Below are 23,833 nucleotides of genomic sequence, written 5' to 3'. Positions count from 1 at the left end.
CTTTCGAGAGGCATGCCGAATTTCCGAAACGACAGTGTCATCAAACGACGAGAGTTCTATGCTAAATTTTGACGAGCAACGATTCCTGCGTATCCAGTCCGGCGCCGTAGGGCTGGCCCAGCGCCTTGACGATGTGGTCGGCTCCTGCCTGAAGGCTGGCGCCGAAAACGTCTTTTTCCTGGGCACCGGAGGCGCGGGCATCCTGATGCAGCCGGCCGCCCAGTTGCTGCAGCGCAAGTCGCGATTCCCGGCCTTCATCGACCTGACGGCAGAGATCGTGATCGGTGGGGCTGCCAATCTGACGGCAAAGTCCATCGTGGTCATGCCGTCGCTTTCAGGCACGACGAAGGAAAGTGTCGCGCTGCTCGCAAAGCTAAAAGAAATCGGCGCAACCGTCCTGACGCTGGTCGGCCACGTTGAAACGCCACTCGGCAAGGGTGGCGACCATGTTTTTGTGAACTTCGCTGAAGACGATACGTCCTGCGAATCCTTCTATCTACAATCGCTCTTCATCGCGCTGTCGATCATGAAGCACCGTGGCGAGATCGCCAACTACGATCAGCTCAAAACCGAGCTCACGCAGCTGCCGGCTCTACTCCTGGAAGTGAAGCGGAATTTCGAAAGCAAGGCGCAGACTTACGCAAAGGCCTTCGCGGGCTCGGACTACCACATCGTCACCGGCGCCGGGAATGTCTGGCCGGAAGCCTTTTACTACGGCATGTGCATTCTGGAGGAGATGCAGTGGATACGGACCCGCCCGGTCCACGCATCCGACTTCTTCCACGGCACGCTCGAACTGGTCGAGAAAGATGTCAGCGTCATTCTCTTCAAGGGCGAGGATGCCTATCGTCCCCTCGCCGAGCGCGTTCAGAATTTCGTGCCGAACTACACGAACAAGCTGACGGTGCTGGATACCGCCGAATTCGAGCTCCCGGGCATTTCTGCAGAAGTTCGCGCGCTTATTTCACCGGTGCTGGTGGCAACCGTGCTGGAGCGCATAAGCGCCCATCTGGAAGTCATGCGCAATCACCCGCTGACGACCCGTCGCTATTACAAGCGCGTCGCATACTGATTGCTGGTAGAAGGACGAGCCAAGGCCGCGACGCTGATGGGCTCGCGGCCTTGCTTTTTCTTGGAAAGGAGACATTGCATGACGCGGTTCCGGTTTGCGGCGGTCGGCGACAACTGTATCGATCGATTCCAGCCCCCGGTGGGCCAGTCGCTGGTCGGGGGCAACGCCGTTAACGTGGCGGTGCAGCTTGCGCGGCTTGGTCACGACGCCCTCTATTTCGGAGCGGTGGGTGATGATGCCGATGGCGAGCGAACAAAAAAGGCGCTTGAGGCTAATGGCGTCAAAACAAGCCATCTTCAGGTGCGCGCCGGCATTACCGCCTATACGGACATCGAGCAGGCACCTTCGGGCGACCGGATTATAGCCTACGAGGATTTCGGCGCCTGCGCCGGCTACCGCCCAAACGACGCCGATTTCGCCGTGCTGAAGACAATGGATCATGTGCATCTCGGCTGGATAGACGACGGTGGCGCGCTACGCCGACGCCTTGTTGCCGAGGGCGTCAGCCTGTCCCAGGACGTTTCTGTGAATGCGGATCAGCAAAATCTCGGTGTCGAAGGTCTGACCGTTGCCTTTGCCTCCGCCGGTGCGCGAGACATGGCAGCCGAGCAAAGGCTCGACGATCTGTTGGCGGCGGGTGCTGGTTGCGCTGTCGTCACCTGTGGGGAGGAGGGAGCACTTGCCCGTTATAAGATGGAGAAAGCGGAAACCGCGATCAAACCGGTCACGGTGATTGATACGACCGGTGCAGGCGACAGCTTTATCGCCGGCTTCTTGGTCGCGTTCATCGCCGGCCGCCCGCTTGCTGCCTGCCTGGAGAACGGCCGCGACCAGGCGGCCATCACTTGTACCCATGTCGGCGGCTTTCCGCAGCAGCCGATGCCGCTTTGACTCCGATCTTAAATTCCATACTCGCGAAGGTCTGATCTGCCCTTAGCCACATCGAATTGCTGAGGGCGAGTTGTTTTAACTAAGCGAAGCATTTTTTCACATTCGCGCGCTCATCGAAAAAGCCCCCACTTCAAGTTCGACATTGAGGCGGTACAGGACGAAGCGGCCGATCAACGATCGGCCGCTTCGTAAGCTCAATGCAAAATCTGGCTCAAGAAGAGCTTGCTGCGCTCGTTCTGCGGATTGTCGAAGAACACTGCGGGCGCTGCCTCTTCCACGATCGCGCCCCTATCCATGAAGATGACGCGGTCGGCGACTTGGCGGGCAAAACCCATCTCATGCGTCACGCACACCATTGTCATACCGGTGTCGGCGAGCGACACCATTGTTTCGAGCACTTCCTTGACCATTTCTGGATCGAGCGCCGATGTCGGCTCGTCGAACAGCATGACCTTTGGCTGCATGCAGAGCGCCCGGGCGATCGCCACGCGCTGTTGCTGGCCGCCGGAAAGCTGGCCCGGGTATTTGTCTGCCTGCTCAGGGATGCGCACGCGCTCCAGATAATGCATGGCAATTTCCTTCGCCTTCTTCCTGTCCATCCTGCGCACCCAGACCGGGGCAAGAATGCAGTTTTCAAGGATCGTCAGGTGCGGGAAGAGGTTGAAGTGCTGAAATACCATGCCCACCTCGCGGCGGATTTCGTCGATATTCTTCTCGTTCTCCGACAGCTCGGTTCCGCCGACGAGGATCCGGCCTTCCTGGTGGACCTCAAGTCGGTTGATGCAGCGGATCAGCGTCGACTTGCCCGACCCGGAAGGGCCGCATATGACAACGCGCTCTCCCTTGCGGATCGCAAGATTAATGTCGTTGAGAGCATGGTATTCTCCGTACCATTTGTTGACGCCGGTAAGCTCGATTTCCGGCCGCGGGTTTAACGTCAAATCATCTCCTCCTTGAGATCACTTCAGCACGAGCCAGCCGGAGAAGATGATAATGATCCCCCCGGCGATTGTGTAGGTTTCGATAGGGGCACCGAACAGCATCGCGCCATAGAGGCAGCCCCAGACGATCTGGCTGTATTGGAAGGGGGCGACGACCGCGGCATCGCCGGTGCGGAACGCCCGTACCAAAAGGGCGTGGCCCGCATAGAGAAACGCGCCTGCAAGAAAGGCAAGGGCCAGCGCCCGCGGCGTCACAGGGGTGAAACCACCGGTCGCCACCGTCACGCCAAATGCAGTGACGGTCAAGACCAAGAGCAGCGTCGCGACGAGTGCACTGTCGGACTCATCGGCCCTCGTCTTTCGTAAGAGAACCAGCGAGAACGCGAAAAGCAGGGCCGAGCCGATCGCGGCCACATGGCCGAAATTGAGCGCGACCGCCGCCGGGCGAAGCGCCACTGCGACGCCAGCGAAGCCAAGGATGACGCCAAGCCACCCGATCATTGACAGGCGCTCGCCGAGAAAGGCAACGGCCAGAATGGCGACGAGGATAGGCGACAGGAACGCAAGCACATAGGCTTCGGCTAGCGGCAGCGCCGCGAACGCGTAATGGATCAGCAGCGTGTCGCCGGCGAGCAGCAGGGCTCGCACGAGCGCCAGGCCCAGCTGGCGAGGCACGAGCTCGTCGACCCCACGGGTGACGACGGCTCGCCCGCCGACAAGGAGAAGCGCCGCAAGCGTGATCATGAAGGTCACCTGCGGAACCCTGAGGTCGGCGCTCAAGAGCTTTACCAATGCATCGGTGCCGGAAAAGACGGCGAAGGCAGCGATCACGATGCCAGCGGCACGAAGATTGGAGCTGGCACCGACGTCGGCGACCGACGCCGCCCGAACGCTATCTGACATTGAAGCGTCCAAACCGTTCTTCGATGCGCGCCTGCAGGAACTCAAGTCCGATGGAGAGCAGCCAGTAGATCATCGACGCGGTGATCAGCATTTCGATATGACGGAATTCCGTCTGTCCCTGCGTGCGCGCGAGATACATGATCTCCCATACACCGACGACGGATACGAGAGACGAATCCTTCAGCATGGCGATGAACTGGTTGCCGGTCGGCGGAATGATGACGCGCATCGCCTGCGGCAGAATGACGAGGAACATCGTCTGGTTGGGGCTCAAGCCCAGCGCCGTTGCGCCTTCCGACTGGCCGCGCGGAATGCTCTCGATGCCGGCGCGGAAGATTTCCGTCATATAGGCGCCGTAGCAGAGCGACAGCGCGAGAATGCCGGCCGGCACAGCGCCGATGACATAGCCCACCTGCGGCAGTCCAAGGTAGATGATGTAGATCTGCATCAGCAGCGGCAGGCCGCGGAAGAGCGAAGTATAGAAGGTCGCAAGGCCGTAGATCACGCCGTTCTTCGAAAGCTTCGCGATCGCGCCTGCAAGCGCGATAACGGTGGCGATCACGATGGAGATCGCCGAAATATAGAGCGTCGTCGAAACGCCCTGGGTGATCAGGAAGCCGATTTTCTTGGCGATAAAGGCAAAGGACAGATTGAAGGAGTAGAAGAACAGCATCAGCAGGACGAAAAGCTCGACCCACACACCGACGATCTGCTGCCGCCGCGGCAGGAGTCGCAGCAGCTTGATGTTTACGGCGATGATGAGCGAAATCAGCACCGCAGAAACGAGGCGACTGGCCTCGGGACTGTCGGTGATCCAGCCGACGGTGACCGGAACCAACCTTCCCATCCAGGCCGAGCTGATGCCGAGCGCGTAAAATGCTGCCGACAGCAGCGCCAGCATGAGAAGGATGCCGGTTCGTCTGGCGGCATCCGGATAGTTCAATATCAGTCTTCCAATCATTCCGAAGATCTCCCCGTGGCGTTCTTTTAGGCGGCCCGTTCGCGCCACCAGTCTTGCGCCTGCAATTTCCAATAGGTGAGCTGGGCTGCAGCCAGTCCGGCGATGCCGCCGGCCCAGACCAGGCCGAAAGGCTGGAACAGCCGATAGCGCTCGGATTGGCCGAGAATTCCTTCGGCGACCACCTTGCCGCCGATTGCCGTTGTGTTCAGGCCGTGACCTCCGAAAGCGGTGCAATGCCACACGCCCGGCATCATCTCTCCGATCTGGGGCATGAGGTGACGGGCATAGGACATCAGCCCTGACCAGGCGAGTTCCGTCTTGAGTTCGGCAAGCTGCGGATAAGTGCCGACCATTTCGTGGCGCAGTTCACGCGCAAGGGCTGCAGGCGATGCGGCACGCGTGGTGATACGACCACCCCAGAGCAGGCGCTTGCCGCCGTCGACGACGCGGTAGTAGTCGCCGGCACGGCGATTGTCGCCGATTGCGCAAGAAGTGGCGATCGCCCTGGCGATCAGCTCGGGGTCTTCCTCTGAGATCATAACGTAGGTGGCGATCGGTAGGAACGAACGCTTGAGCTTGCCCACCAGGTGACCCGTATAGCCGCCGGTGGTTAGAACGACGCGGCGTGCCTTCACTTGGCCGGCTGCCGTCCTCACGATCTTTTCGGCGCTTGTAAGCCGACAATCGGCTGCAGCCGAGTTCTCATAGATGCGACCTCCGAGGCGTTCGATCTCCGCCGCCACGGCCCTGAGATAGTTGAGCGGGTGCATGTGGAAGGATTTTTGGCTGCGCAATGCCTGGAAATAACGCGGCGACTTCAGCACGGCGCGAACTTGGTCCCGATCCATGAATTCAAGTTCACTGCCGTAGTCACGATTCATCTCGTCGGCATATTGCCTGAGGCTGTCGCCGCCGTCGTAGCGGAGCGCGCTGATGATTCCGGGCTGGGGATTGGCGTCTGCAATGTTGAGATCACGGATGGTGTCGCGAACGAACTCCACGCCTTCGACGGAGAGACGATGAATTTTCTTGGCGGCCTCGTTGCCGGCGACGCGTGCGATTGCGGAATTGTCGGTGGCAAATCCGGCGCTGACGAAGCCGCCGTTGCGGCCCGAAGCGCCGAAGCCAACAGATTCGGCCTCAAGCACAACGACGGAGACGCCCGCGCGCGCGAGCTGCAAGCCGGTGGTGAGCCCGGCAAGCCCGCCGCCTACGATCACCGTGTCGCACTCTGTCTGGCCGCTGAGCGCAGGGCGAACGGTGGTGTCTGTCATTGTGCGGCGGTAGTAGGTATCGGGGTAGGACATGGCGGCTCTTTCAGGACAAACGGCAAAAAAAGGGCCCGGGCAGCAAGACCGTCCGGACCCGGGATCACCTAGTCGGCGCTGTAGTCGGCGCCGTACCATTTCTTGGTCAGCGTGCCGAGCGTGCCGTCGGCCTTCATTGCCTTGATGATTTCGCCGATCTTGGCGGTCCAGTCGGCGTCGCCCTTTTCAGCAATCACGACGAGCGGCTCGCGGAAGGCGTACTCGCCTTCAAGGACGCGCAACGGATAGCCGTTCTTGATGGCGTTGTTGGCAGTCTGCTCCGGCGCTACGACGGCGTCAATTCGCACGCCCGGCCCAAGGCGCAGGTCGTCGAAGGGCAGCATGGAATCCGCGAAGGTGCGGATCTCGCCAGCCGTGACCTTATATTCGATCGGCGGCAGACCGGGGGCATCAATCTGCAGCTGATGGCGCATGAAGTCTTCGGAGGTGGTGGCGGTTTCAACGCCGATCACCTTGCCATTCAGATCGGTCACGGTCTTGACTGGGCTGTCCTTGTGCAGCACGTAGACGTAGGGGCTGAAGTAGTAGATGCCGGCAAAGTCGATCACCTGGGCGCGTGCCTTAGTCGGTGTAACGGAGCCGACGCCGACGTCATAGCGGCCTTGCCAGTGTCCGCCGGTGAGCGTCGCCCAATCGGGGGTCTCGAAGCTGACATCGACGCCGAGGCGCTTGCCAATTTCGCGCGAGACGTCGATGTCGAAGCCGACCATCTGATTATTATCGTCGAGATAGCTTTGCGGGGGCCAGCCACTGTTGGTGGCAACCACCATGGCCTTCTTCGACATGACGCGATCGAGGGTCGCGCCGGCGTGAGCAACGGAAGCAATGGCGAGTGCGGCTGCGCCGATCACCATGCTCTTCAGCAAAGATTTCATGATTCCTCCAAAACGTCAGCCGTCGTTCCGCTTTATGTAAGATGTCTGACAACGCAACTTGATTGCATGACCGTGGGAGTGTCAAGGCTCAATGCTTACAGAGTTAATGAATTTTGGACATCACCTCATCTTGCTTGTGGATGGAAATCGGCCAGGGCATCGACGCGCTCGCGCAGCTCTAAAGCACACCATGTCGACGAAAGCGGCGTGGGATGACGCGTGATCCACAGCGCACCGGTACCCTTGGGCCAACCATCATGACCAGACCGAAATCAATTCCGGCGTCCCTGAACTGGGCGACTGGCTGCGTAGCAGCGTGCCACCATCCGGAGCTGATCGCCAGCAGCTATTGGACGGTAGCAGGACCGTCTTCAGGATAGATGCACCGAAACGTCACGATGAGCGACACCGCTTTGGCCACAACATCCTCGGCAAGCACAATATCCTGCTCCGCTATGTCGGCGCCCGCCGCCTCCATCGCGCTGCCGACGGCCCTCATGACCATCGCGAGCGCTTCGTTTCCCTCAAGCGAAGCGTAGGCGGCCTTCTCGGACAAACTCGCGGCAAGTTCTTCCATCAGAACTCGGCGATCGTTGGAAGTCATATCCCGGAGCTTACCCAACACCGTCATCGATGGTTCCGGTTAAAGCGTCCTGCCGTGCCTTGCGCAGAGCGCGGACTTCAGGACTACGTTCCTCGCCGAGGCTATTAGCAACCTTCGTCGTGTTATCGGACGCCTGTTGCCCTTCTTTCCGGCTGATTGAACGCCGTTTGCGCGGTGTTTGATCCTCCATGATGTCCTTTTGATAGAACGCGTTGAGCGTCGCCACCTCGACGCCGAGCTTGGCCAGGGAGGCATGGGCGATCATGGTCCTCTTGTCCTGGAGCCAGAACCAGTCGTCGAACCCGACCTTTGACGAGCCGCCACCCGCCGCGGGAACGTCGCGCGTGTATTTCCAGTGAAAGGCGCTAGGCGACGGTACGAATTTGGTGAGGCTAGAGCTTGAGGAGAAGACAGGCTGCGCCCATGAACCGGGCACAGCCATAAGAAAATAACAGCATCAGCGAAAGCCGAAGAAGCTCAGGATAGCGAGAACGATGACAACTGCACCGACGAGCCAGATTAAATTATTCATCTTTTGATTCCTTTCCTGTTTTTGGCCGGGCTATTCTTCGGGTAGTATAACGTTCTGGTTGGTCGTGCTCTTAACAGGCTTCTGCCCCGGCACGTGCGACATGGTGCGCGTTGTACTTTGGAGGCTATCGCCGTCCGTACTCGTCTTGGTTCGCGATTTGCTGAAGGTCCCCTTGTCGACAGCCTGAGCCTTCGTTTGTGCCTTCAACTTGTCGCCGTTCTCATTGACGTGCGTTTTGCTCATCGCTTTACCGCCATCACTCGCTGCGCTTCCGCCCGAGGCTATGGAAGATGAATTGCCGCCGTCGGTTTGGCACGCACCTGCCGTCCCAACAGAACTTGCAGATGTCCCGCCAGCACTAGCACTTCCGCCAGTTCCGATGGTACCTGCTGAACTGCAATCCTGCGCCAAAGCGCTAGTCGCTGTCGACACACACACCACGGCTATCATTGCCAGGAGTTTTCGCATTTCCCCGTCCTCCTACTTCGAAGGTTTGGTGATTGAACAGGTGCCATCCGAGCGCTTCGTCACCACCGAGCCGTCTGGACGTGTTTTGCTCGCTGTCGAGAAACTGTCGACGCTGCCCGAGCCGGTCGAGGAGCTGGATGCGGACGACGTCGCCGTGCTGGACGAGGTTTCTTTTCCAGTCGTCGTCGATGAGCTTACCTTGCCGTTGCCGGCGGTCACCGATGTAGACATGCCGCCAGCAGAGGAGTGACCTTCGATAACCGTGCAGATGGTCCCGTCGTCGAGCGTGATGCTTTCGGAAGATGCTTGGCCAGCCCACACCAGAGCGGTTGCATAGATCACGGATTTCGTGAGAGTGGACATTTTTGCCTCCACAAAAGAAGGCCGACGCCCGTGACGTCGGCCGCGCTGATTAGCAGGAGTGGGTGCCGTTTTTCTTCATTTGGCCCGGAGCGCACCCCTTCTTGCCTTTGCTATCGTGGGATCCAGCCTGGCTACTGCCGGTACCGACCGTGCTTCCGGACTGACCATCACCTGCCGAAGAGCCGCCTGTTCCCACCGAGGAAGCTGAACCAGTATTACCCGAACCGGCGGCTGAGCCCCCCGTTCCCACCGAGCTACTTGATGTGCCGCCACCAGCCGAAGAACCACCTGTGCCGAGCGTGGACGAAGAGCCCGAGCCCGAACCGGCCGCAGAGCCACCAGTCCCAACTGTGCTACTCGACGTCCCGCCACCTGCGGACGAACCGCCTGTCCCGACTGTCGAGGACGTCCCCGACGGACAGCCAGTGGCCCCGGCTGCGCAATCGCCGCCAGAGGAGCTGCCGCCTGTCCCGACGGTGCTGCTCGATGTGCCGCCGCCAGCGGACGAACCGCCTGTCCCGACCGTGCTTGATGTTTGTGCAAATGCTGTGCTGGCGAGTAGGGCCGCTGCGAGTGCGATGCTGGTAGACTTGAACATAGTTTCTCCTCTTGTATTTGAGTTTAGCGCCGGACACTTGCGGTCGGTGCTGCTCAACAAACTAGAGTTTGGCTGCGCTGTTCCGTCTGGGGGACCTCAGTCCATGCGACCTCGGACCTTGGTCGTACTGTGGCGCGCGCAAAGATTGTGCGGCCTTAGCTGCGAAGGGAGGGGGCACACGAGAGAGCAAGAGAAGCAGTCGATTGATGGACACTGCGGACCGGCTGATGGAGCTTGTTGCCTCCTCGTTCTCCGCCGCCGGCATGACGAAGCGTAGGTCGATCGCGGGATGGCGCCCATCGGTGACGACAGACACCAAGATGTCGTCGCCGGGCCCGCTGCTCGATCATCTTGATCCTGCTGCCAAGGGTCTGCTGGTAGGTCTTGAAGAGCGTTGTCGAGCTTTAAAAGCGGACGTACCCCTCGAATTGCAGTGTCGCGCGGGCCTCACTGCAGAAGGTCGGTCTGGGCAAGTTCATTGGTGAGGCGAGTCAAAATATATTCCTTCACGAGGAACTGACGCCGTGGCTGGACGTTTCTCCGGCGTTTTGCGTAGGCCCTACGGTGGTTAACCGAACGAGTGTCAGAACGAACGCGCGCTCCGACATAAAAACTAACTCCTTTGTCCGCTCGGAACGAAAGCCAGAAAGGAGAGTTGATGGAAGGTTCCGCAGGGAGTTACCTCATGGCTGCGCATCGCGCTCAATGGAAGGGCCACCTCAAGATCGGTGAGATCAGTTTTGGCGTTGGTCTCTATACGGCGGCCTCAACGTCAGACCGCATCACGTTCCATACCATCAACAAAGCCACAGGCAACCGCGTTCGCCGGGAGTTTGTTGATAGCGAAACCGAAGAAACTGTCGACCGCGACGAGCAGGTGAAGGGCTTTGATGTCGGCAACGGCCAATACATCATGATCGACCCGGAAGAGGTGACGGCTGTCATTCCGGATTCGGACAAGATGCTCGAAATCGAAGCGTTCCTTCCGTGTTCCGACATTGACGACGTCTATTTCGACAAGCCTTATTATCTCGTCCCGACGGACGATGTGTCCGAGGATGCGTTCGCCGGACTTCGCGACGCGCTCAAGGAGGCGAACACCACGGCAATCGCCAGGACCGTTCTATTTCGCCGTATGCGGACAGTTTTGATCCGGGCACAAGGGCGAGGTCTCATCGCCACTACACTCAACTTCGACTACGAGGTCCGCTCATCCGACGAGGCATTCAGGGAAATGCCAAAGATCGAGGTCAAAGGCGAAATGCTCGACCTCGCCAAGCATATCATCGGCACCAAGAAGGGCGATTTCGATCCGGCAAAATTCGACGACCGGTACGAAAACGCTCTCGAGGAGCTGGTGAAGGCGAAGGCCGAGGGCAAGGCGCTTCCCAAGCCAAAGCCCGTCCAGGTTTCCAAACCCAATGATCTCCTCAAGGCACTGCGCGAAAGTGCAGGCATGGGCGATGCAAAACCCAAGAAGTCTGCCGCCAACACGAACTCGCGGAAGACTAGGAAGGCAACCGCGGAGAAATCCAGCGGCAAGAGCGCGCACAAGAAAGCCGGCTAGGAGGATTACCTATGGCCCCTCGTCGTACCTACTGGAGAGGCTATCTCAAACTCTCACTTGTCACCTGCCCCGTCGCGATGAGTCCAGCGACCTCTGAAAGCGAAAAGGTCCGCTTCCATACGCTCAACAAGGCAACAGGAAACCGCGTCGTCTCGCAGTACGTGGACTCGATAACGGGCAGGCCCGTGACGGATGAAAACGAGGCCAAGGGATATGAACGCGGCGATAACGACTATGTGCTGCTGACCGATGACGAGCTGGAATCGGTCGAGCTGGAAACAGTTCGTACGATCGATATCGAGAAATTCGTGCCCCGTGAAAGCATCGAGTGGGTTTACCTCGACACTCCGCACTATCTCATGCCAAACGACAAGATTGGCAACGAGGCGTTCGCCGTTATTCGCGAGGCCATGAAGGCCGAAAACGTCCTGGGGATATCGCGGGTGGTCATCGGCAGGCGAGAAAGGGCCGTCGTGCTGGAGCCGCGCGGGGAAGGCATCGTTGTCTGGACACTTCGCTTCGGCGACGAGGTCCGTCCCGAGGGAGAGTATTTCCAGGGAATAGAAAAGAAGGCCGACCCCAAGACGGTCGCAGCCATCAAAAAGATGATAAAGCCGCGGTTGGAGAAATGGTCATCCTCAATGGTCACTGACCCCATTCAGGAAAGCCTGCTCAAGCTTATTGCCTCCAAGAAAAAAGCTTTGAAGCCTGCCAAAAAAGCGAAGAGCAAGAAGGACGCATCTGATCAACCTTCCAACGTCATCAACATCATGGATGCGTTGAAGAAAAGCGTCGAAGCGGATCTCAAGGGACGAAAAAAGACTGGATGACAATGCGTGATAGTCCGAGCTTCCGGAGCAACTGATCTCGATCGAGTGTCCACGGAGCTCGGGCGACCGCGGGCCTTTCCGCGAGGAGCAAACGACTACTTCCCTGCCCGCCTTCTGTACCGCATTCCGGGCCAGCATGTATTTCCGAAGCCATTTCGGTGTCGAGGGTCCGTTCATCGCGGACGAATTCGCACTTTCGACCGTGGAGTTTGTTCGGCTCGCGTCAGATTTCTTCGGGTCACTTGCGCTGCTGCAGATCGCTGTCGGGTTTCGAAGTGCTCCCGCCTCGATCGCTACGAGCGTTATTTCACAGACGACTTGCCCCCATCGTGTTGCCAACGATGGGCAAACCCTTGCCAACCCACCACCACAAAGGGCGTGCGGCAGTGGGCGGGGGACTTGGAACTTGAAAGCCCCTTGGTAGTTGTCCGGTTGATTGGTCACCGCACCGAGGCGAGTTATGACACAGCAACACGACTATAAGGACAGTTCATCTAAAGGGCGACCAAGTGTCACATCGCGTGAGCGAGCCCACCAAAGGCCGAGGGTAAGTATCGACATCCGGCTCAATTACCTGATCGTCATTTTCGGCGCTGCCGCAATGGGAGTTGTAATTTTGCTCGGGGCCACTGTGGGCGCGCGATATGAGGAGCATCGCGCTCGTGTAGCAATTTTAGAGAGAGGGTGACGGGGGCGGATATCATACAAAAGGACGCGCTCGGGCCTGAACAGTCTCCGCGAAGGCCAGAAGCGGTGGGGATGGAAAACATCAGCATTAGGTAGCAAAGACCACCAAAAGCAGCTTAGGCATCTGAATTACTACAGAAATTACCGGCGTTATGGAGCAAATGCCACATGCGTCTGGCGGCGCGTTAGGAGTGGCAATGGGCCCCGCGTTGTCGCCTCTACCGACGCGGTTTTACCAGTGTTTCTGGGGTTATCAGATGCAGCCGCTCGTCTTCTTTCGCCAAACTCTCGACATCGCTTGAAAAACCACTTCTACTGAAAAACAGGTAGTGCTTGCCCGTCGCTCCTTCTCCGTAAGTCGTTTTCTCGGATCGCTCACGCAACAATCGGACGTGGCCAAGGTCGATCACGCGCGATCGCCATTTGCATTCGCCATAGAAGAATGCACCATCCAACAATCGCCCCGCGACATCGATGTCGAAATCGGCGTGACCCCAAATCTGGCCAACCTCCTGCGTCGGAACCGCAAGGACCTCCTGCAGATGAAGCCTTGCAAATTGAAGGGCGATCGGTTCGAACGCAATCCCCATGTACTCGGAGAACCGAGGCTCCACGACGCGGTCGTAAACCTCCTCGCCAAACCCGCTGCTGATCGCACTCAGGTTTGGTCGCACGAAGCGATGCCAGAACGACATCAGGCTGTCTGCAACACGATAGCGGCGGTTTCGGCCCTTTTCGTCGGCATCCAGCGATTTCGAATTATCGATCAAATCAAGCGCGAGCAGTTTCGCCAAGTACGGTCCAATACCGTCTGCTTTGACACCCAGTCGGTTTGCGATCTCCGACTTAGTGTTGCAACCGTCAGACATAGCCGCAACCACGCTTGAGTAAAAGGACGGCTCTCTGAGTTCGGTCTGCAACAGCGTGTTCGGTTCGTCGATCAGCGTGCCTGTCTCTGTGAGCAAGAGATTGATGACGTTGTTGCGGAGCGGTTCCTGAGCGTCGCAAAGCTGAAGATAGTAGGGAATGCCGCCAAAAATCGCGTAGGTTCTGATAATGTCGTCGGCCGTGTACTCCGGGAAAAACTTGGCGACATCGACAAGGGGCAAGGCCTTCATGTCGAGCGACAGGGTTTTTCGCCCGTAAAGCGGGTTCCGTTCCGCCAATAGGTCTTCCATTTGAGAAATGGCAGAGCCGCAAAGGATCAGTTTCATCGCCCCATCTGCAAGCGCGCCGGAATCCCAGAATTTCTGGACGATCGATGGCAGTGCTGGCTCGTTATCAAGCAGATACGGAAATTCGTCGATCGTGACGATCAATCCCGGATGCTCGCCGGCACGCTCGGCAACATAGTGCAGTACCCCCTCCCAGCTTGACAGGGCTTCTAGCTGTGGCTTTGATCCGATTGCCTTTCCGACATCGGATTTGAACTGCTCCAGGTTCAAAAGTGATGAGACGCGGGTCGCTTGAAAGTAGATTTCCGGGCGATTCTTGGCGGCCTCCCGAAGGAACCGCGATTTGCCGATCCGCCGTCGGCCAAATACGATGATGAGGGAAGGTCGTTGCGAATCCAATTCGGTCCGCACCAGCTTGAGTTCACGTTCGCGACCGAGAAACTGCATATGCCCGTCTTTCATTAATTATAATTACCTTAATCGTGATTACCTTAATCTCGCTTACCTTAATGGCGATCTTTTTGTCAAGTTCTGCGGGAGATCGAGCCGGATATCGGCTCCGGTCAAAAATGCTGGACACGAACGATCGCTCGCAGCAGCGCGCCAGCAGTGCCAAGAAGGCGATTTCTAAGTTTGATTGGCAGTTCCACTCGGGAACTTCCCACGGCGATTTTTTGTTTCTGGCTTGGGAGGAAATCACCATGTCGTCGAGCGATTTCGAGGCATTCAAGGCTCCGTCACCAAAGGTAGAGAGTGTCGGCCGCAAGTTTTCCAAAGCCAGCGCGTTAAACCAGCAGCAAAAAGATTTGATCAGCGCCTATCGGCAGGGGAAGCTGGACGAAGAAGCTTTCCAGTTATTTCTACGCCGAGATCCGGATTTAGCAGCGTGGGTGCGCCAAGTGCTGGAAGCTGCAAGTCATGACCCCCTGACAAGCTAGGCGTGCCGCAGAGCCTCCACCTGAAAGCACGACTAGGCAAGCAATCTGGGGAACATTTTTATTGGTTCCCCGTTCGCGAAGATATGGCCCGCAGTAGGAGCCAACACTGACGCCGGCGGGCCATGGAGGATCTGCCATGCGTTCGCCTCCAGTTTACCTTCCCCGTCGCAGACTATTGCAGTTTGGCTTTGGTGCGGTGCTCGCCTCAACTACGGGCCTTGCGAAAATGACTCATGCTCAAGACGCGAACGATATCAAGGACGAAGACGTGTTCCAGTTCGCGCTCAATCTGGACTATATATAAGCTGAGTACTATCTCCGGGGAACCTCCGGGAAAGGGATAGACGATTCCGATGTTGGCTCCGACGCAGGTCAGGTCAAGGGCGGGAAAAAGGTTACCTTCGATACCCCGGCAATCGGCGAGTTCATGCGCGAGGTGGCCGAAAACGAACTTGCGAAATTCTATCGCAGAACCCTTGGCGACCAGGCTGTACCCCGGCCGGAGATTGACTTCGATTCCGGTTTCGCGGCAGTGGCGAAAGCGGCAGGCTTGGGCGAGGATTTCGATCCTTTTGGCAACGAAATGAATTTTGTTCTCGGCGGCATGCTCTTCGAAGACGTCGGCGTTACCGCGTACGCGGGTGCCGCCACTGTACTGCAAAGCAAAGAGTTTGTTGCTGCTGCCGCGGGAATTCTTGCAGTTGAAGCGTACCACATGGGAATGGCGCGATCCACGCTTTACAGAAAAGGCGAGGCAGCCTGGAAGGCGGCAAATGCAGTCTCCGATGCGCGCGACAAGATCGATGGTTCAGACGACAAGGACCAGGGCCTCCATATGGATGGGAGGGCCAATATCGTACCTTCAACGCCGGACGGCATTGCCTTTACCCGGACCCCGAAAGAGGTGCTGCGGATCGTTTACCTTACCGACAAGGAAGGGTCGACCAAGGGAGGTTTTTACCCGAACGGGATGAACGGTACCATCAAGAGCACCTGATTCGCACTAACTGTGGTCAGGAGACCTACTTGTCGCGGGCAAGGCGACTACCGATCGCGGCGGTCTTGCCGGTTGCGCACCGGCATACCGAAAAGACGCCCGAGCACCTGAAATCTAAATCTTTTGCGCCGTAGGTGGACTTATAGGACTTTAGCCTGTCGGGGGCCCACCAAAGGGAGGTTCGTTGCTGTTGTAGAGAAACTGCAGCGCCAACACGTAGGCCGCCACTGTGGCAAATGCCACACATTAGGTCCTCTGAATCAGCCTCGCCCGTTAAAACGGAAGCTGTGCAGCTAGCGCTGGCTAGAGTTCGCTCCTAACGCTGCCGATATCGTCGGAGGCAACACCAGAAGGTTCGGTGGCGTTTCATCGAACTAAATCCCGTTCCTCATTGATCAGGACGGATTCAGCGTGCTGCCCATCAGTTCTCTGGGGCTAAACCAAAGCCGCAAGCGAACTCTTGACCCCGCAACACCGCTGATAAGGATGCTGGCCGGTCCCGTTGGGCTGCGCTAGCGAAAAACCCGCGACATAGCCGATAGAAAGTGCGAATTTGCATCGAAGTGGAGCCAAGGGCGACGTCCAACGAGGGCTTTTGTCAGGCAAGTAAGCGGGCACTCCTAGTCTGGGTTCGGCGTATCACAAATCTCTCATGTAGGCAGTGTATTCGTCCGCCCTATCAAGGAGCTGCGATGCGAGAGAAGAAACTCAAGGAAACCGAATTTATCTCAGGCACCATCCGGGCGCTGGCAGTGCCCGGTATGAAACCGAAAGCTCTTATCGAGGCTGTTAAGGCAAAGCATCCGAGTGCATCCAAAAAGGACATCGCTCGTGCCGCGTTCCTGGCGGTTATCTTATCCGCCGAGTATGATCCCGATGACACTCAGACCCTCCATGATCTTGCGAGCGGCGCAGGCGATATCGAGGAGTGACCAAACTCCCTCGCATTCGAGGGTGTCGTTTCCCACGCGCTTGCCATTCTCTCGATCCGCCGATCGTCCTCTGTATTTCCATCGATCGATCGGCTCCCATGCACTAAACTGCCTCGTAAACGGCTGCTAATCGCCGCATTCTGCAACAGAGCTCGTCGGCCGGCTGGTGGCGGCGGGATATGTGTCCCGGATCCTAGCGACAAACATCGTCAGACCCTTGCGCTTACCACCAAAGCCGAGAAAGCGCTCAAGCGGCTGACGGCCATTCACCTGACCGAAATCCGCGAGCTGACACCCCGGCTGATCGAAATTTTGCATAGTTCTACAGGACAGGGGCGAGCTTCAAGACGATCCTTGGTCGGACCCCTAGTCTCGCGTCGCGATCAGCGTTGCACGCCCAGTTGACAGGCCCCCCTTCCGAAACCGGCGCTAAGCCGTCACCGCAACCAATAACATCACATTCATGTAAAGTGAGATAAGAGTGGCCTGCCCGCGCGTTGCAACGCCAGCAAGGCGCGCTATCTTATGAACCAATCGTTGAGCGGTAACCTATGCCACGCCCTTCAAAATCCCCTGTTGCGAGTCCCAGTGGCGCAGACAAGGAACCGAAAGCGGAGGCAAGCCTCGCAGACGATTACACGCGCGCGGAGGCGGAGTATCCCAATTCTCACGAGCGAGAAGAATTCGGGTCGTTCACTCAAACCGATGAGCCCCCTGCTCCCGGATCTTTTAGCGAGAGCAGGCAGGCAGTCTTCAATCTTAGTCGTGCGCTCCGCCACGATCTGCATGCATTCTTCACCTCGACCAAGGTGACTGCAAAGGCAGGAGCCTCCCGACTGTGGACGAAACTGAAGGCTCCGAAGCGAGCAACTGTCACAATGGATGCTATTCGTCGCTGGTTGGCGATTGCACTTGCGAAAACCTTCACGCTCTTTCGCAGGCTTTTCATGGAGCTGATCAAACGCAGCCGGCAGGAATGGCTCCGCACCAGGCGATGGAAGATCACGGCCGCATCGATTTTTGTTGTCCTTGTGCTGTTTGGAGGCAGCCTGTTGGTGTGGGCGCTGAGGGATGTTCCCTGGAGCGAGATTCGCGCCGGAACGCTGAAACCCATTGTGGTTTTGGAAACTTCAGATGGCGAGCCGTTGGTCAGACAGGGGCCCTACCAAGGCCCCTACGCGCAATACGAAGCGTTTCCACCGCATCTGGTCGATGCCGTCCTGTCGATCGAGGATCGGCGGTTCATGGATCATTTCGGTATCGATTTCCGAGGTATTGGAAGGGCGCTGGTACGGAATTTCGCAGCTGGGTCGGTCGTAGAAGGTGGCAGCACGATCACGCAGCAACTAATCAAACTGCAATACCTCGACAGTGACCGAACGATAAAGCGAAAGATCCAGGAGTTCGTGATCGCCATTTGGCTGGAGTGGAAACTGGGTAAGAAAGAGATCCTGACGCGCTATCTCAACACCGCCTATCTTGGGGCCGGCGCAACGGGGATGCCCGCGGCCGCGCGGATATATTTCAACAAGGACATCAGCGCGCTCGACCTGGCCGAATCGGCAATGCTTGCAGGATTGCTGCGAGCGCCGAGCCAGTGGAATCCGATCGACAATTTCGAAGGCGCCCGGCAACGGACCTCGGTCGTTCTCGACACTATGGTTGCCAACGAAAAGATTGCAGCATCGGCAGCAGAGGGAGTTAGAGCGCGCTTTGCTCAATTGCATCCGACGGCACCGCCGCCGCGCGCCGGAAGCTGGTTTGCCGACTGGATCTCCCCCCAGGCGAGCGAAATCGCCGGAACATCGCCAGGATCGACCACGGTCCGCACCACGCTCGTTCCCCACTTGCAACAGATCGCTGAAAGAGTTGTCAAACGAGCTCTGGACACTGAAGGAAAGGCTAGAGGGGCGTCGCAAGCTGCATTGGTTGTGATGATGCCAGACGGAGCGGTCGTTGCGATGGTCGGGGGCCGCGATTACAAACAAAGCCAGTTCAATCGGGCGGTCACAGCGATGCGCCAACCGGGCTCGACGTTCAAACTGTTCGTCTACTATGCAGCCCTCAAGGCCGGGTTGAGCCTGACCGACCAAATCCTGGATGCTCCAATCGACCTCAATGGATGGTCGCCGGAAAACTCCGGGGGCCGCTACCGCGGCTGGGTCACACTCGCCGAGGCATTCGCGCGGTCGCTCAACGCGCCGGCGGTGGCGCTCGCTCAGGAGGTTGGGCTCGACCATGTGATTGCAGCAGCACGAGAACTCGGAATTAGCGCGCCGCTCGCCAATACGCCGTCCCTCGCTCTCGGCACCTCGGAAATCAGCCTTCTTGACCTTACGAGCGCCTTTGCATCCGTCCACCTTGGCAAAGCACCCGTTGAACCTTGGGGCATCGTTGATTTTCAGGCATCGGGGCACGAAAAGTCGTTTCGGGTTGGCCCACCGGCCACACCAGCTACTGATCTAGCACAATATCAGCCTGATCTGCTTCGCCTACTCCAGTTGGTCGTCGAGCGGGGCACGGGGCGCGATGCCGACCCTGGCTCTTTCGCAGCCGGCAAGACCGGCACGAGTCAGAATAATCGCGATGCCTGGTTCGTGGGTTTCACAGGCCCACTCGTTGCTGGCGTATGGGTTGGCAATGATGATGACACGCCGATGAAAGGTGTTACGGGGGGAGATCTTCCAGCGCATATATGGCGGGATTTCATGCGCGAAGCTCTGGCGGAGCCCGGGGCAAACCCACTTGTCGGTGCACAGGCCACGCCGCAGTCCTGCAACGTCCGGGCTTGCTCCCGTAGTTATCGTTCTTTCCGCCCGTCCGACTGTACATATCAGCCCTATTCTGGCGAACGGCGACTTTGTGAAAAGTGAATCCAGATGATCTGACTGATGGAGCTGCCCGACGGGCTGTTCCACCTGCCCTCATCCGTTTTGCAGGACCAACGCGATACTATGGGAGCCGGAGTGATCATTCACGCTGTAGGCTGCCTTGCGAGCCAGAATGTAAGGATGGGTAAAACATCTCACTTTGCCGAGAATGCGGGGGTAGCGAACGAAGGCTTGGCCAGCTTCTTACACAGAGCGAGGAACCCAATTTCACGGGAACTTATTGACCGACGCAGAGTTTAGCGACGGGAAGCACACGTCTGTCCTACCCGAGCTGTCTGGATCCCTCTCGACATGCTCAAGGTCGTGCCGCGTGTGCTTCCTTTTTTCGCCCATGGTACGCTGTCGGACACTACTTCACTGTCTCTAAATGAGTAGTACAATCACCTTGTCGGCCCAGATTAAGTTCGGCGGGACCGCTTGAGAGATATCGTGCTCTTGCCGCTAGACGAGGGCACTGACATGCTTCAATCCTTAGCTTCCCTCAGCGATGACGACGTTGCCGCAATCCTTGGCACCGTTCAAAAATTGTGCGCTGGCCGGAAGGTCGGCATTGAGAGCGCTGATGGCCGCCGCGCCATGCAGATCGCTGTTAATTACATCGAGTCGAGTGGTTCCGGTGTCGGTCTTTTGGAGAAGTTGATCTCTGCCCTGAAGCAGACCGACCAGAATGGCAGTAGCGAAACGAAACCTAGCCGGGTTCTTCTGGTTGAGGACGATTATATTCTTGCCACTGAGCTGGCCAACGCTTTGGAAGATCGCGGCGCAATTATTGTGGGTCCTTGTGCCACGGTGGAGGACGCCACCCGCCAGTTGGATGCCCGTGAACCGACGCTAGTCGTCGTCGACATCAATCTTGGTCAAGGCATCTCATTCGACCTGCCGCGAATCCTAATGAAGCGTGGCTTATCCTTCGTCTTCATGACGGGCTACGACCGCCACGTTATTCCCTCAGAATATTCGGGTGTCCCTTTTTATCAGAAACCGATAGACGTGGACGATTTCGCCGACAAGTTGATGAGGCTAGGTGTGGCGGACTGCGAGGGTTCGTCACAGCCAGGTATGTGATCTGTGTGTCAAAGCTAGCTTAGGACGTGGACTCGCAAACTGAATTGATCCAAATTCTTGTCGCAACGAGTTTCAGTGCAGCAAGGTAATTATCAGGGCGGCGGTCGTAGCGCGTGGCCAAGCCCCGCATGTGTTTGATACGATTGAAAAACCTCTCCACTTGATTTCGCTGCCTATAGACCCAGCGACTGAAGCTGAAGCTCTGCTTCCGATTTATCTTTGTTGGAATGTTAGCCCAAGCCTTGCGGCCTTTCACAAACGCTCGGATCGCGTCGGTGTCATAAGCTTTATCTGCAAGTAGCGTCGTGCCTGGTTCGATGTCAGAAATCAGCTTCTCAGCGACCGGAGCATCCGCAGCCTGGCCCGCTGTCAGCTCCATTCGTAACGGTCGGCCATCCGCATCGACCATGGCATGGATTTTGGTTGTCAGGCCGCCGCGCGAACGTCCCATGCAAGGATCGGTAGAGCCCCTTTTTTTGCGTTGGCACCATGCTGGTGAACGCGCACACACGACGAGTCGATCATAACTATATCGCCGTCGTAACGCCTTGATATCGCTTCAAGAAGTCGGTCCCAAACGCCAGCTTTGCGCCAGCGCGAGAACCGATTGTAAAGTGTCGTACGAGGGCCGTAGCGCTCAGGAATATCCCGCCAAGAGCAACCAGTTCTGAAACGCCACAAAATGCCATTGATCACCCGGCGGTCATCAACACGTTCGACACCACGGCTCTTATTCGGCAAAAGTGGTGCGATGATCGCCCACTCTTCATCGCTAAGTTCATGACGGCGCATATCAATCTCCTTCCAAGGACATTGAATCATCATCGTGACTAAAGCGAAACCCTTTTATGGGGACGCGACCTAGCTAGAAGCGCGTCACTGTTTGCCAGTCGAAAGGGCGACACTGGTTCTGATGGTCAGCGCCCAATCTGAATGGCGTGGGATCTCAGGGTCTCGTCATCTTTATGCTTCGAAGGTGATGAGGAGATCGCTTTTCTGTCGGATTTCCAGCGGGTCTTGGCATCACAACACTCCTAATCCCAGCACTGCTCCGAAATCGCTTGAGGCACCGCATCAACATCCTATCGCAGGACGTCATCCGTCCAGACTGGAACAGTGACGGTGCGGATTTCCTTCAGCCGCCGGAGCTTGAGGCTGCCATATTCACTGCCGTTCGGGAAGTGGAGCTCCATTCGAAGGTAGTATTTCTTGCTGCATCCATCGCATCTGAAACGAGTCAGCAGCTTGTCCAACGTCATGTCCCCGCACAATCTCATGAGGTCGTCTGGCAGGTACCTGTGGGTCACCCGGCAGAGATTGCATGTGACGACGAGGATTTGCCCTTGGTCTCCCGCCGACTTCAATGTCCAGAATCGCAGCCTGCGAAAAGGATGGATATCAGGCATCGTCACGCATCGGCACGGAGCTTCGATCTCGTCCATGCAGCGTTCGCCCTCCAAAGGACAGCCTTCGCAAATCGGACATCCTTTTTGTCTCTAAGCAACTCGGCAGAGCTCGCCACCGCTCTTTGAACGCATCTGACCTCGCAGTCTCACTGTCGACCTTGTCCCACATTCTCACCACCCATTTTTGTTCTTTATTTGTTCCATTCTGAATTGGAGTCAAGACTTTCGTTTTTGCGGGCTGACGCTTTAGCAGGATCGAAAACTAGTAATGACGGTTCGCGCGCCGGAGGCGGCGAATTTCGTATGTCACCTTCCATGCCCACCCGGCGCGGCAATCACAACTGCCGTTCCTGTTCCTCGGCCTGCAGCCGAGCCAGACGAAGCCGCTCTGTCTTCGCCTCCCGGTGCCGCCGTTCCAATTCTGTTGTCTCCTTCGCTGCGCGGTCGGTGCGGTCGATTAAGGTGTCCCGATCGGCCGCCTTAAGCCTGCGGGTAGACTGTGAACTGTCGTCTAGCATGGGTGTTCCTCCGCAACACAATAAACGCGCTACGCCCCCAAGGAGTTCGGTACCATTGCGTACAATATCAGTGACACCGGACGCGGCTGGCCGCGATCCCGCGCTAGCTTCTCATCACTCACGGAAAGAGAGGAATGCGTCCGATGCGCGTGGAGACTGTACCCCCTTCTTCCCGATTTACGACCTGGACAAACCGTCGGGGTGTTTGGCGGGACATCCGGAATAGGCCTTGCATCCGCCGCGCGGGCGAAGGCGGCTGGCGCGACTGTAACCGTCATCGGCTCCAACGAGGAGCGCGCCAAGGGGGGAGAATGCACATGCGATGTCCCGAAAGCTGCGGACGTAACGAAAGAATGGGGCATTCTCCAGCGGCCCCGACGGCGCGAAACGACGCCGCCGGGTACTGCCTGCTAGGCCTCGATGATGTAGACGATCGTCAGCGCATCAGGATCGACGATAACGATCCGGCCATCCGCAAGGAGAAAAAAACGGTAGCCTTCGTACGCCGGCACGATCTTCACAATTCTCGGCGGCAGCCTTTGAAGGTGAGCCCGCTTGGGGATCGTGGTGCCAACGGACACTGTGAAGTCGACCTCTTTCACGGGTTCGACGTGGACTTCCTGGATCACCTGGCGGATTTCTGTCCGCTGCTCGACCGTAACGTTGACGTTAGTCTTACTGTTGGTGGTCTTACTGTTGGTGGTCTGGCTGTTGGTGGTCTGGCCGTTGGTGGTCTGGTTGTTGTTTGTCGTATTGTTCTCGACATTCGTCTCGGTGGATGTCTTGTTCGTCGAAGTTGATTTGTTCTGATCCGTCGACTGCTTGGTCGCATCACCGCTCTCGTCGGGCGTGCCCGACTTGCTCTTCTGCTCGGTAGCAGTACCGCCCGAGGCGTCCTGCGAGCCGGATTTCGTCTTCATTTCCGTCGACGATTTTCCGGACGCATCTTTGCTGGTTGGCGAACTGTCATTGGGCTCTTTCTGCATGTCGGCGGCTGGGGTTTTCTGTTCGGTAAACTGGCCCTTCTTAGAGCAGGCCCCCGAGGCGTCGGGCGTACAATCGCTGTTTGAGCCGCTTGAGGCACCCTTCGATTGGTCGACCTGGGTGCCGGACTGCGTTTCCGTCTGGGAGCCCGGCTGGGTCTTGGTGTTGCCCTGAGCAGTCGCCGGAGCTGTAGCGAGCGGTGAAACGCTCAGCGAAAAGGCCGCTACAAGCGCGGCGAGATGGTGGTGTTTCATGTTTCCTCCCAGAAGCGGGCACGCCATGGCATTTCGCATCTGAGATGCGCTCC

Annotated in this window: 22 protein-coding genes and 4 pseudogenes; 10 read left to right on the top strand and 16 right to left on the bottom strand. The window is 57.7% G+C overall.

The window, feature by feature from the left end:
- Positions 1-58 precede the first annotated feature (58 nt).
- Together JNB88_RS18150 and JNB88_RS18145 are read left to right on the top strand one after the other, a co-directional pair.
- A complete protein-coding gene (locus tag JNB88_RS18150) occupies positions 59-1,072 on the top strand; it encodes an SIS domain-containing protein (protein WP_220356649.1) in 1,014 nt (337 codons plus the stop codon).
- A 78-nt stretch (positions 1,073-1,150) separates the two neighbouring features.
- On the top strand, positions 1,151-1,963 hold the full coding sequence (locus JNB88_RS18145; protein WP_220356648.1) for a PfkB family carbohydrate kinase: 813 nt from the start codon (positions 1,151-1,153) through the stop codon (positions 1,961-1,963).
- A 194-nt stretch (positions 1,964-2,157) separates the two neighbouring features.
- On the opposite strand, the gene JNB88_RS18140 is transcribed toward JNB88_RS18145, so the two are convergent.
- From JNB88_RS18140 to JNB88_RS34640, 11 genes and pseudogenes are all read right to left on the bottom strand, one after another.
- On the bottom strand, positions 2,158-2,904 hold the full coding sequence (locus tag JNB88_RS18140) for an amino acid ABC transporter ATP-binding protein (protein ID WP_220356647.1): 747 nt from the start codon (positions 2,902-2,904) through the stop codon (positions 2,158-2,160).
- A gap of 18 nt (positions 2,905-2,922) precedes the next feature.
- Positions 2,923-3,807, bottom strand: a complete 885-nt coding sequence (locus JNB88_RS18135; RefSeq protein WP_220356646.1) for a DMT family transporter — start codon at positions 3,805-3,807, stop codon at positions 2,923-2,925.
- Positions 3,797-4,768, bottom strand: a complete 972-nt coding sequence (locus JNB88_RS18130) for an amino acid ABC transporter permease (protein ID WP_220356645.1) — start codon at positions 4,766-4,768, stop codon at positions 3,797-3,799. Before JNB88_RS18130 ends, JNB88_RS18135 begins: the two co-directional genes overlap by 11 nt.
- A gap of 26 nt (positions 4,769-4,794) precedes the next feature.
- Positions 4,795-6,075: an NAD(P)/FAD-dependent oxidoreductase gene (locus tag JNB88_RS18125; RefSeq protein WP_220356644.1), complete on the bottom strand. Its 1,281-nt coding sequence runs from the start codon at positions 6,073-6,075 to the stop codon at positions 4,795-4,797.
- A 68-nt stretch (positions 6,076-6,143) separates the two neighbouring features.
- Positions 6,144-6,971, bottom strand: a complete 828-nt coding sequence (locus tag JNB88_RS18120) for a transporter substrate-binding domain-containing protein (RefSeq protein ID WP_220356643.1) — start codon at positions 6,969-6,971, stop codon at positions 6,144-6,146.
- A gap of 346 nt (positions 6,972-7,317) precedes the next feature.
- Positions 7,318-7,602: a hypothetical protein gene (locus JNB88_RS18115; protein WP_220356642.1), complete on the bottom strand. Its 285-nt coding sequence runs from the start codon at positions 7,600-7,602 to the stop codon at positions 7,318-7,320.
- The gene (locus tag JNB88_RS18110; protein ID WP_220356641.1) at positions 7,586-8,017 is read right to left on the bottom strand and encodes a DUF3833 family protein; all 432 of its coding nucleotides are present in this window, start codon (positions 8,015-8,017) and stop codon (positions 7,586-7,588) included. Before JNB88_RS18110 ends, JNB88_RS18115 begins: the two co-directional genes overlap by 17 nt.
- 120 nt (positions 8,018-8,137) lie before the next feature.
- A complete protein-coding gene (locus tag JNB88_RS18105; RefSeq protein ID WP_220356640.1) occupies positions 8,138-8,575 on the bottom strand; it encodes a hypothetical protein in 438 nt (145 codons plus the stop codon).
- A 12-nt stretch (positions 8,576-8,587) separates the two neighbouring features.
- Entirely contained in the window at positions 8,588-8,938 is a 351-nt protein-coding gene (locus tag JNB88_RS33670) for a hypothetical protein (RefSeq protein ID WP_223217241.1), read from the bottom strand.
- Positions 8,939-8,987: 49 nt separating this feature from the next.
- Positions 8,988-9,536 carry a hypothetical protein gene (locus JNB88_RS33665; protein WP_223217240.1) on the bottom strand — a complete coding sequence of 183 codons (549 nt, stop codon included), beginning with the start codon at positions 9,534-9,536 and terminating at the stop codon, positions 8,988-8,990.
- 203 nt (positions 9,537-9,739) lie between these two features.
- Positions 9,740-9,934 (bottom strand): annotated as a pseudogene (locus JNB88_RS34640) (N-6 DNA methylase); the annotation flags it as partial.
- A 287-nt stretch (positions 9,935-10,221) separates the two neighbouring features.
- Here JNB88_RS34640 and ku (JNB88_RS18090) point away from each other — a divergent pair.
- Both ku (JNB88_RS18090) and ku (JNB88_RS18085) read left to right on the top strand, forming a co-directional pair.
- Positions 10,222-11,103: a non-homologous end joining protein Ku gene (ku, locus tag JNB88_RS18090; protein ID WP_220356802.1), complete on the top strand. Its 882-nt coding sequence runs from the start codon at positions 10,222-10,224 to the stop codon at positions 11,101-11,103.
- A gap of 11 nt (positions 11,104-11,114) precedes the next feature.
- Positions 11,115-11,933 (top strand): non-homologous end joining protein Ku, encoded by an 819-nt coding sequence (gene ku, locus JNB88_RS18085; RefSeq protein ID WP_220356638.1) that lies wholly within the window; start codon positions 11,115-11,117, stop codon positions 11,931-11,933.
- A gap of 905 nt (positions 11,934-12,838) precedes the next feature.
- Here the strand turns inward: ku (JNB88_RS18085) and JNB88_RS18080 are convergent.
- Positions 12,839-14,242 (bottom strand): ATP-binding protein, encoded by a 1,404-nt coding sequence (locus JNB88_RS18080; protein WP_220356801.1) that lies wholly within the window; start codon positions 14,240-14,242, stop codon positions 12,839-12,841.
- A 122-nt stretch (positions 14,243-14,364) separates the two neighbouring features.
- On the opposite strand from JNB88_RS18080, the gene JNB88_RS18075 reads away from it, so the two are divergent.
- The 6 genes and pseudogenes from JNB88_RS18075 (at position 14,365) to JNB88_RS18055 (ending at position 20,618) form a co-directional block, all read left to right on the top strand.
- Positions 14,365-14,733 carry a hypothetical protein gene (locus JNB88_RS18075; protein ID WP_220356637.1) on the top strand — a complete coding sequence of 123 codons (369 nt, stop codon included), beginning with the start codon at positions 14,365-14,367 and terminating at the stop codon, positions 14,731-14,733.
- A gap of 136 nt (positions 14,734-14,869) precedes the next feature.
- Positions 14,870-15,730 (top strand): annotated as a pseudogene (locus tag JNB88_RS18070) (ferritin-like domain-containing protein).
- A gap of 692 nt (positions 15,731-16,422) precedes the next feature.
- Positions 16,423-16,662: a hypothetical protein gene (locus JNB88_RS18065; RefSeq protein ID WP_220356636.1), complete on the top strand. Its 240-nt coding sequence runs from the start codon at positions 16,423-16,425 to the stop codon at positions 16,660-16,662.
- 130 nt (positions 16,663-16,792) lie between these two features.
- Positions 16,793-17,067, top strand: a pseudogene (locus JNB88_RS33660) (hypothetical protein); the annotation flags it as partial.
- 146 nt (positions 17,068-17,213) lie between these two features.
- Complete coding sequence (locus JNB88_RS18060) at positions 17,214-19,535, top strand: PBP1A family penicillin-binding protein (RefSeq protein WP_220356635.1); 2,322 nt, start codon at positions 17,214-17,216, stop codon at positions 19,533-19,535.
- A 435-nt stretch (positions 19,536-19,970) separates the two neighbouring features.
- Complete coding sequence (locus JNB88_RS18055; protein WP_220356634.1) at positions 19,971-20,618, top strand: response regulator; 648 nt, start codon at positions 19,971-19,973, stop codon at positions 20,616-20,618.
- Positions 20,619-20,637: 19 nt separating this feature from the next.
- Here the strand turns inward: JNB88_RS18055 and JNB88_RS18050 are convergent.
- The 4 genes and pseudogenes from JNB88_RS18050 to JNB88_RS18035 all read right to left on the bottom strand — a co-directional run bounded on the left by JNB88_RS18050 (position 20,638) and on the right by JNB88_RS18035 (position 23,780).
- Positions 20,638-21,410: pseudogene (locus tag JNB88_RS18050) on the bottom strand (IS5 family transposase).
- A 290-nt stretch (positions 21,411-21,700) separates the two neighbouring features.
- Positions 21,701-22,060: a hypothetical protein gene (locus JNB88_RS18045; RefSeq protein WP_223217238.1), complete on the bottom strand. Its 360-nt coding sequence runs from the start codon at positions 22,058-22,060 to the stop codon at positions 21,701-21,703.
- A gap of 299 nt (positions 22,061-22,359) precedes the next feature.
- Complete coding sequence (locus tag JNB88_RS18040; RefSeq protein WP_220356812.1) at positions 22,360-22,542, bottom strand: hypothetical protein; 183 nt, start codon at positions 22,540-22,542, stop codon at positions 22,360-22,362.
- A gap of 410 nt (positions 22,543-22,952) precedes the next feature.
- Positions 22,953-23,780, bottom strand: coding sequence for a DUF1236 domain-containing protein (locus JNB88_RS18035; protein WP_220356633.1), 828 nt, complete (start codon positions 23,778-23,780; stop codon positions 22,953-22,955).
- Positions 23,781-23,833 lie beyond the last annotated feature (53 nt).

The organism is Rhizobium cauense (genome assembly GCF_019511525.1).
Classification (GTDB): domain Bacteria; phylum Pseudomonadota; class Alphaproteobacteria; order Rhizobiales; family Rhizobiaceae; genus Rhizobium; species Rhizobium cauense.
This window is presented reverse-complemented; position numbering and strand designations above follow the sequence as displayed.

Excerpts from the sequence above, each read along its gene's own strand:
- JNB88_RS18150 (WP_220356649.1), top strand. The coding sequence starts at position 59 with ATGCTAAATTTTGACGAGCAACGATTCCTGCGTATCCAGTCCGGCGCC.
- JNB88_RS18145 (WP_220356648.1), top strand. The coding sequence starts at position 1,151 with ATGACGCGGTTCCGGTTTGCGGCGGTCGGCGACAACTGTATCGATCGA.
- JNB88_RS18135 (WP_220356646.1), bottom strand. The coding sequence starts at position 3,807 with ATGTCAGATAGCGTTCGGGCGGCGTCGGTCGCCGACGTCGGTGCCAGC.
- JNB88_RS18130 (WP_220356645.1), bottom strand. The coding sequence starts at position 4,768 with ATGATTGGAAGACTGATATTGAACTATCCGGATGCCGCCAGACGAACC.
- JNB88_RS18125 (WP_220356644.1), bottom strand. The coding sequence starts at position 6,075 with ATGTCCTACCCCGATACCTACTACCGCCGCACAATGACAGACACCACC.
- JNB88_RS18120 (WP_220356643.1), bottom strand. The coding sequence starts at position 6,971 with ATGAAATCTTTGCTGAAGAGCATGGTGATCGGCGCAGCCGCACTCGCC.
- JNB88_RS18115 (WP_220356642.1), bottom strand. The coding sequence starts at position 7,602 with ATGACGGTGTTGGGTAAGCTCCGGGATATGACTTCCAACGATCGCCGA.
- JNB88_RS18110 (WP_220356641.1), bottom strand. The coding sequence starts at position 8,017 with ATGGCTGTGCCCGGTTCATGGGCGCAGCCTGTCTTCTCCTCAAGCTCT.
- JNB88_RS18105 (WP_220356640.1), bottom strand. The coding sequence starts at position 8,575 with ATGCGAAAACTCCTGGCAATGATAGCCGTGGTGTGTGTGTCGACAGCG.
- JNB88_RS33670 (WP_223217241.1), bottom strand. The coding sequence starts at position 8,938 with ATGTCCACTCTCACGAAATCCGTGATCTATGCAACCGCTCTGGTGTGG.
- JNB88_RS33665 (WP_223217240.1), bottom strand. The coding sequence starts at position 9,536 with ATGTTCAAGTCTACCAGCATCGCACTCGCAGCGGCCCTACTCGCCAGC.
- ku (WP_220356802.1), top strand. The coding sequence starts at position 10,222 with ATGGCTGCGCATCGCGCTCAATGGAAGGGCCACCTCAAGATCGGTGAG.
- ku (WP_220356638.1), top strand. The coding sequence starts at position 11,115 with ATGGCCCCTCGTCGTACCTACTGGAGAGGCTATCTCAAACTCTCACTT.
- JNB88_RS18080 (WP_220356801.1), bottom strand. The coding sequence starts at position 14,242 with ATGCAGTTTCTCGGTCGCGAACGTGAACTCAAGCTGGTGCGGACCGAA.
- JNB88_RS18075 (WP_220356637.1), top strand. The coding sequence starts at position 14,365 with ATGCTGGACACGAACGATCGCTCGCAGCAGCGCGCCAGCAGTGCCAAG.
- JNB88_RS18065 (WP_220356636.1), top strand. The coding sequence starts at position 16,423 with ATGCGAGAGAAGAAACTCAAGGAAACCGAATTTATCTCAGGCACCATC.
- JNB88_RS18060 (WP_220356635.1), top strand. The coding sequence starts at position 17,214 with ATGCCACGCCCTTCAAAATCCCCTGTTGCGAGTCCCAGTGGCGCAGAC.
- JNB88_RS18045 (WP_223217238.1), bottom strand. The coding sequence starts at position 22,060 with ATGGACGAGATCGAAGCTCCGTGCCGATGCGTGACGATGCCTGATATC.
- JNB88_RS18040 (WP_220356812.1), bottom strand. The coding sequence starts at position 22,542 with ATGCTAGACGACAGTTCACAGTCTACCCGCAGGCTTAAGGCGGCCGAT.
- JNB88_RS18035 (WP_220356633.1), bottom strand. The coding sequence starts at position 23,780 with ATGAAACACCACCATCTCGCCGCGCTTGTAGCGGCCTTTTCGCTGAGC.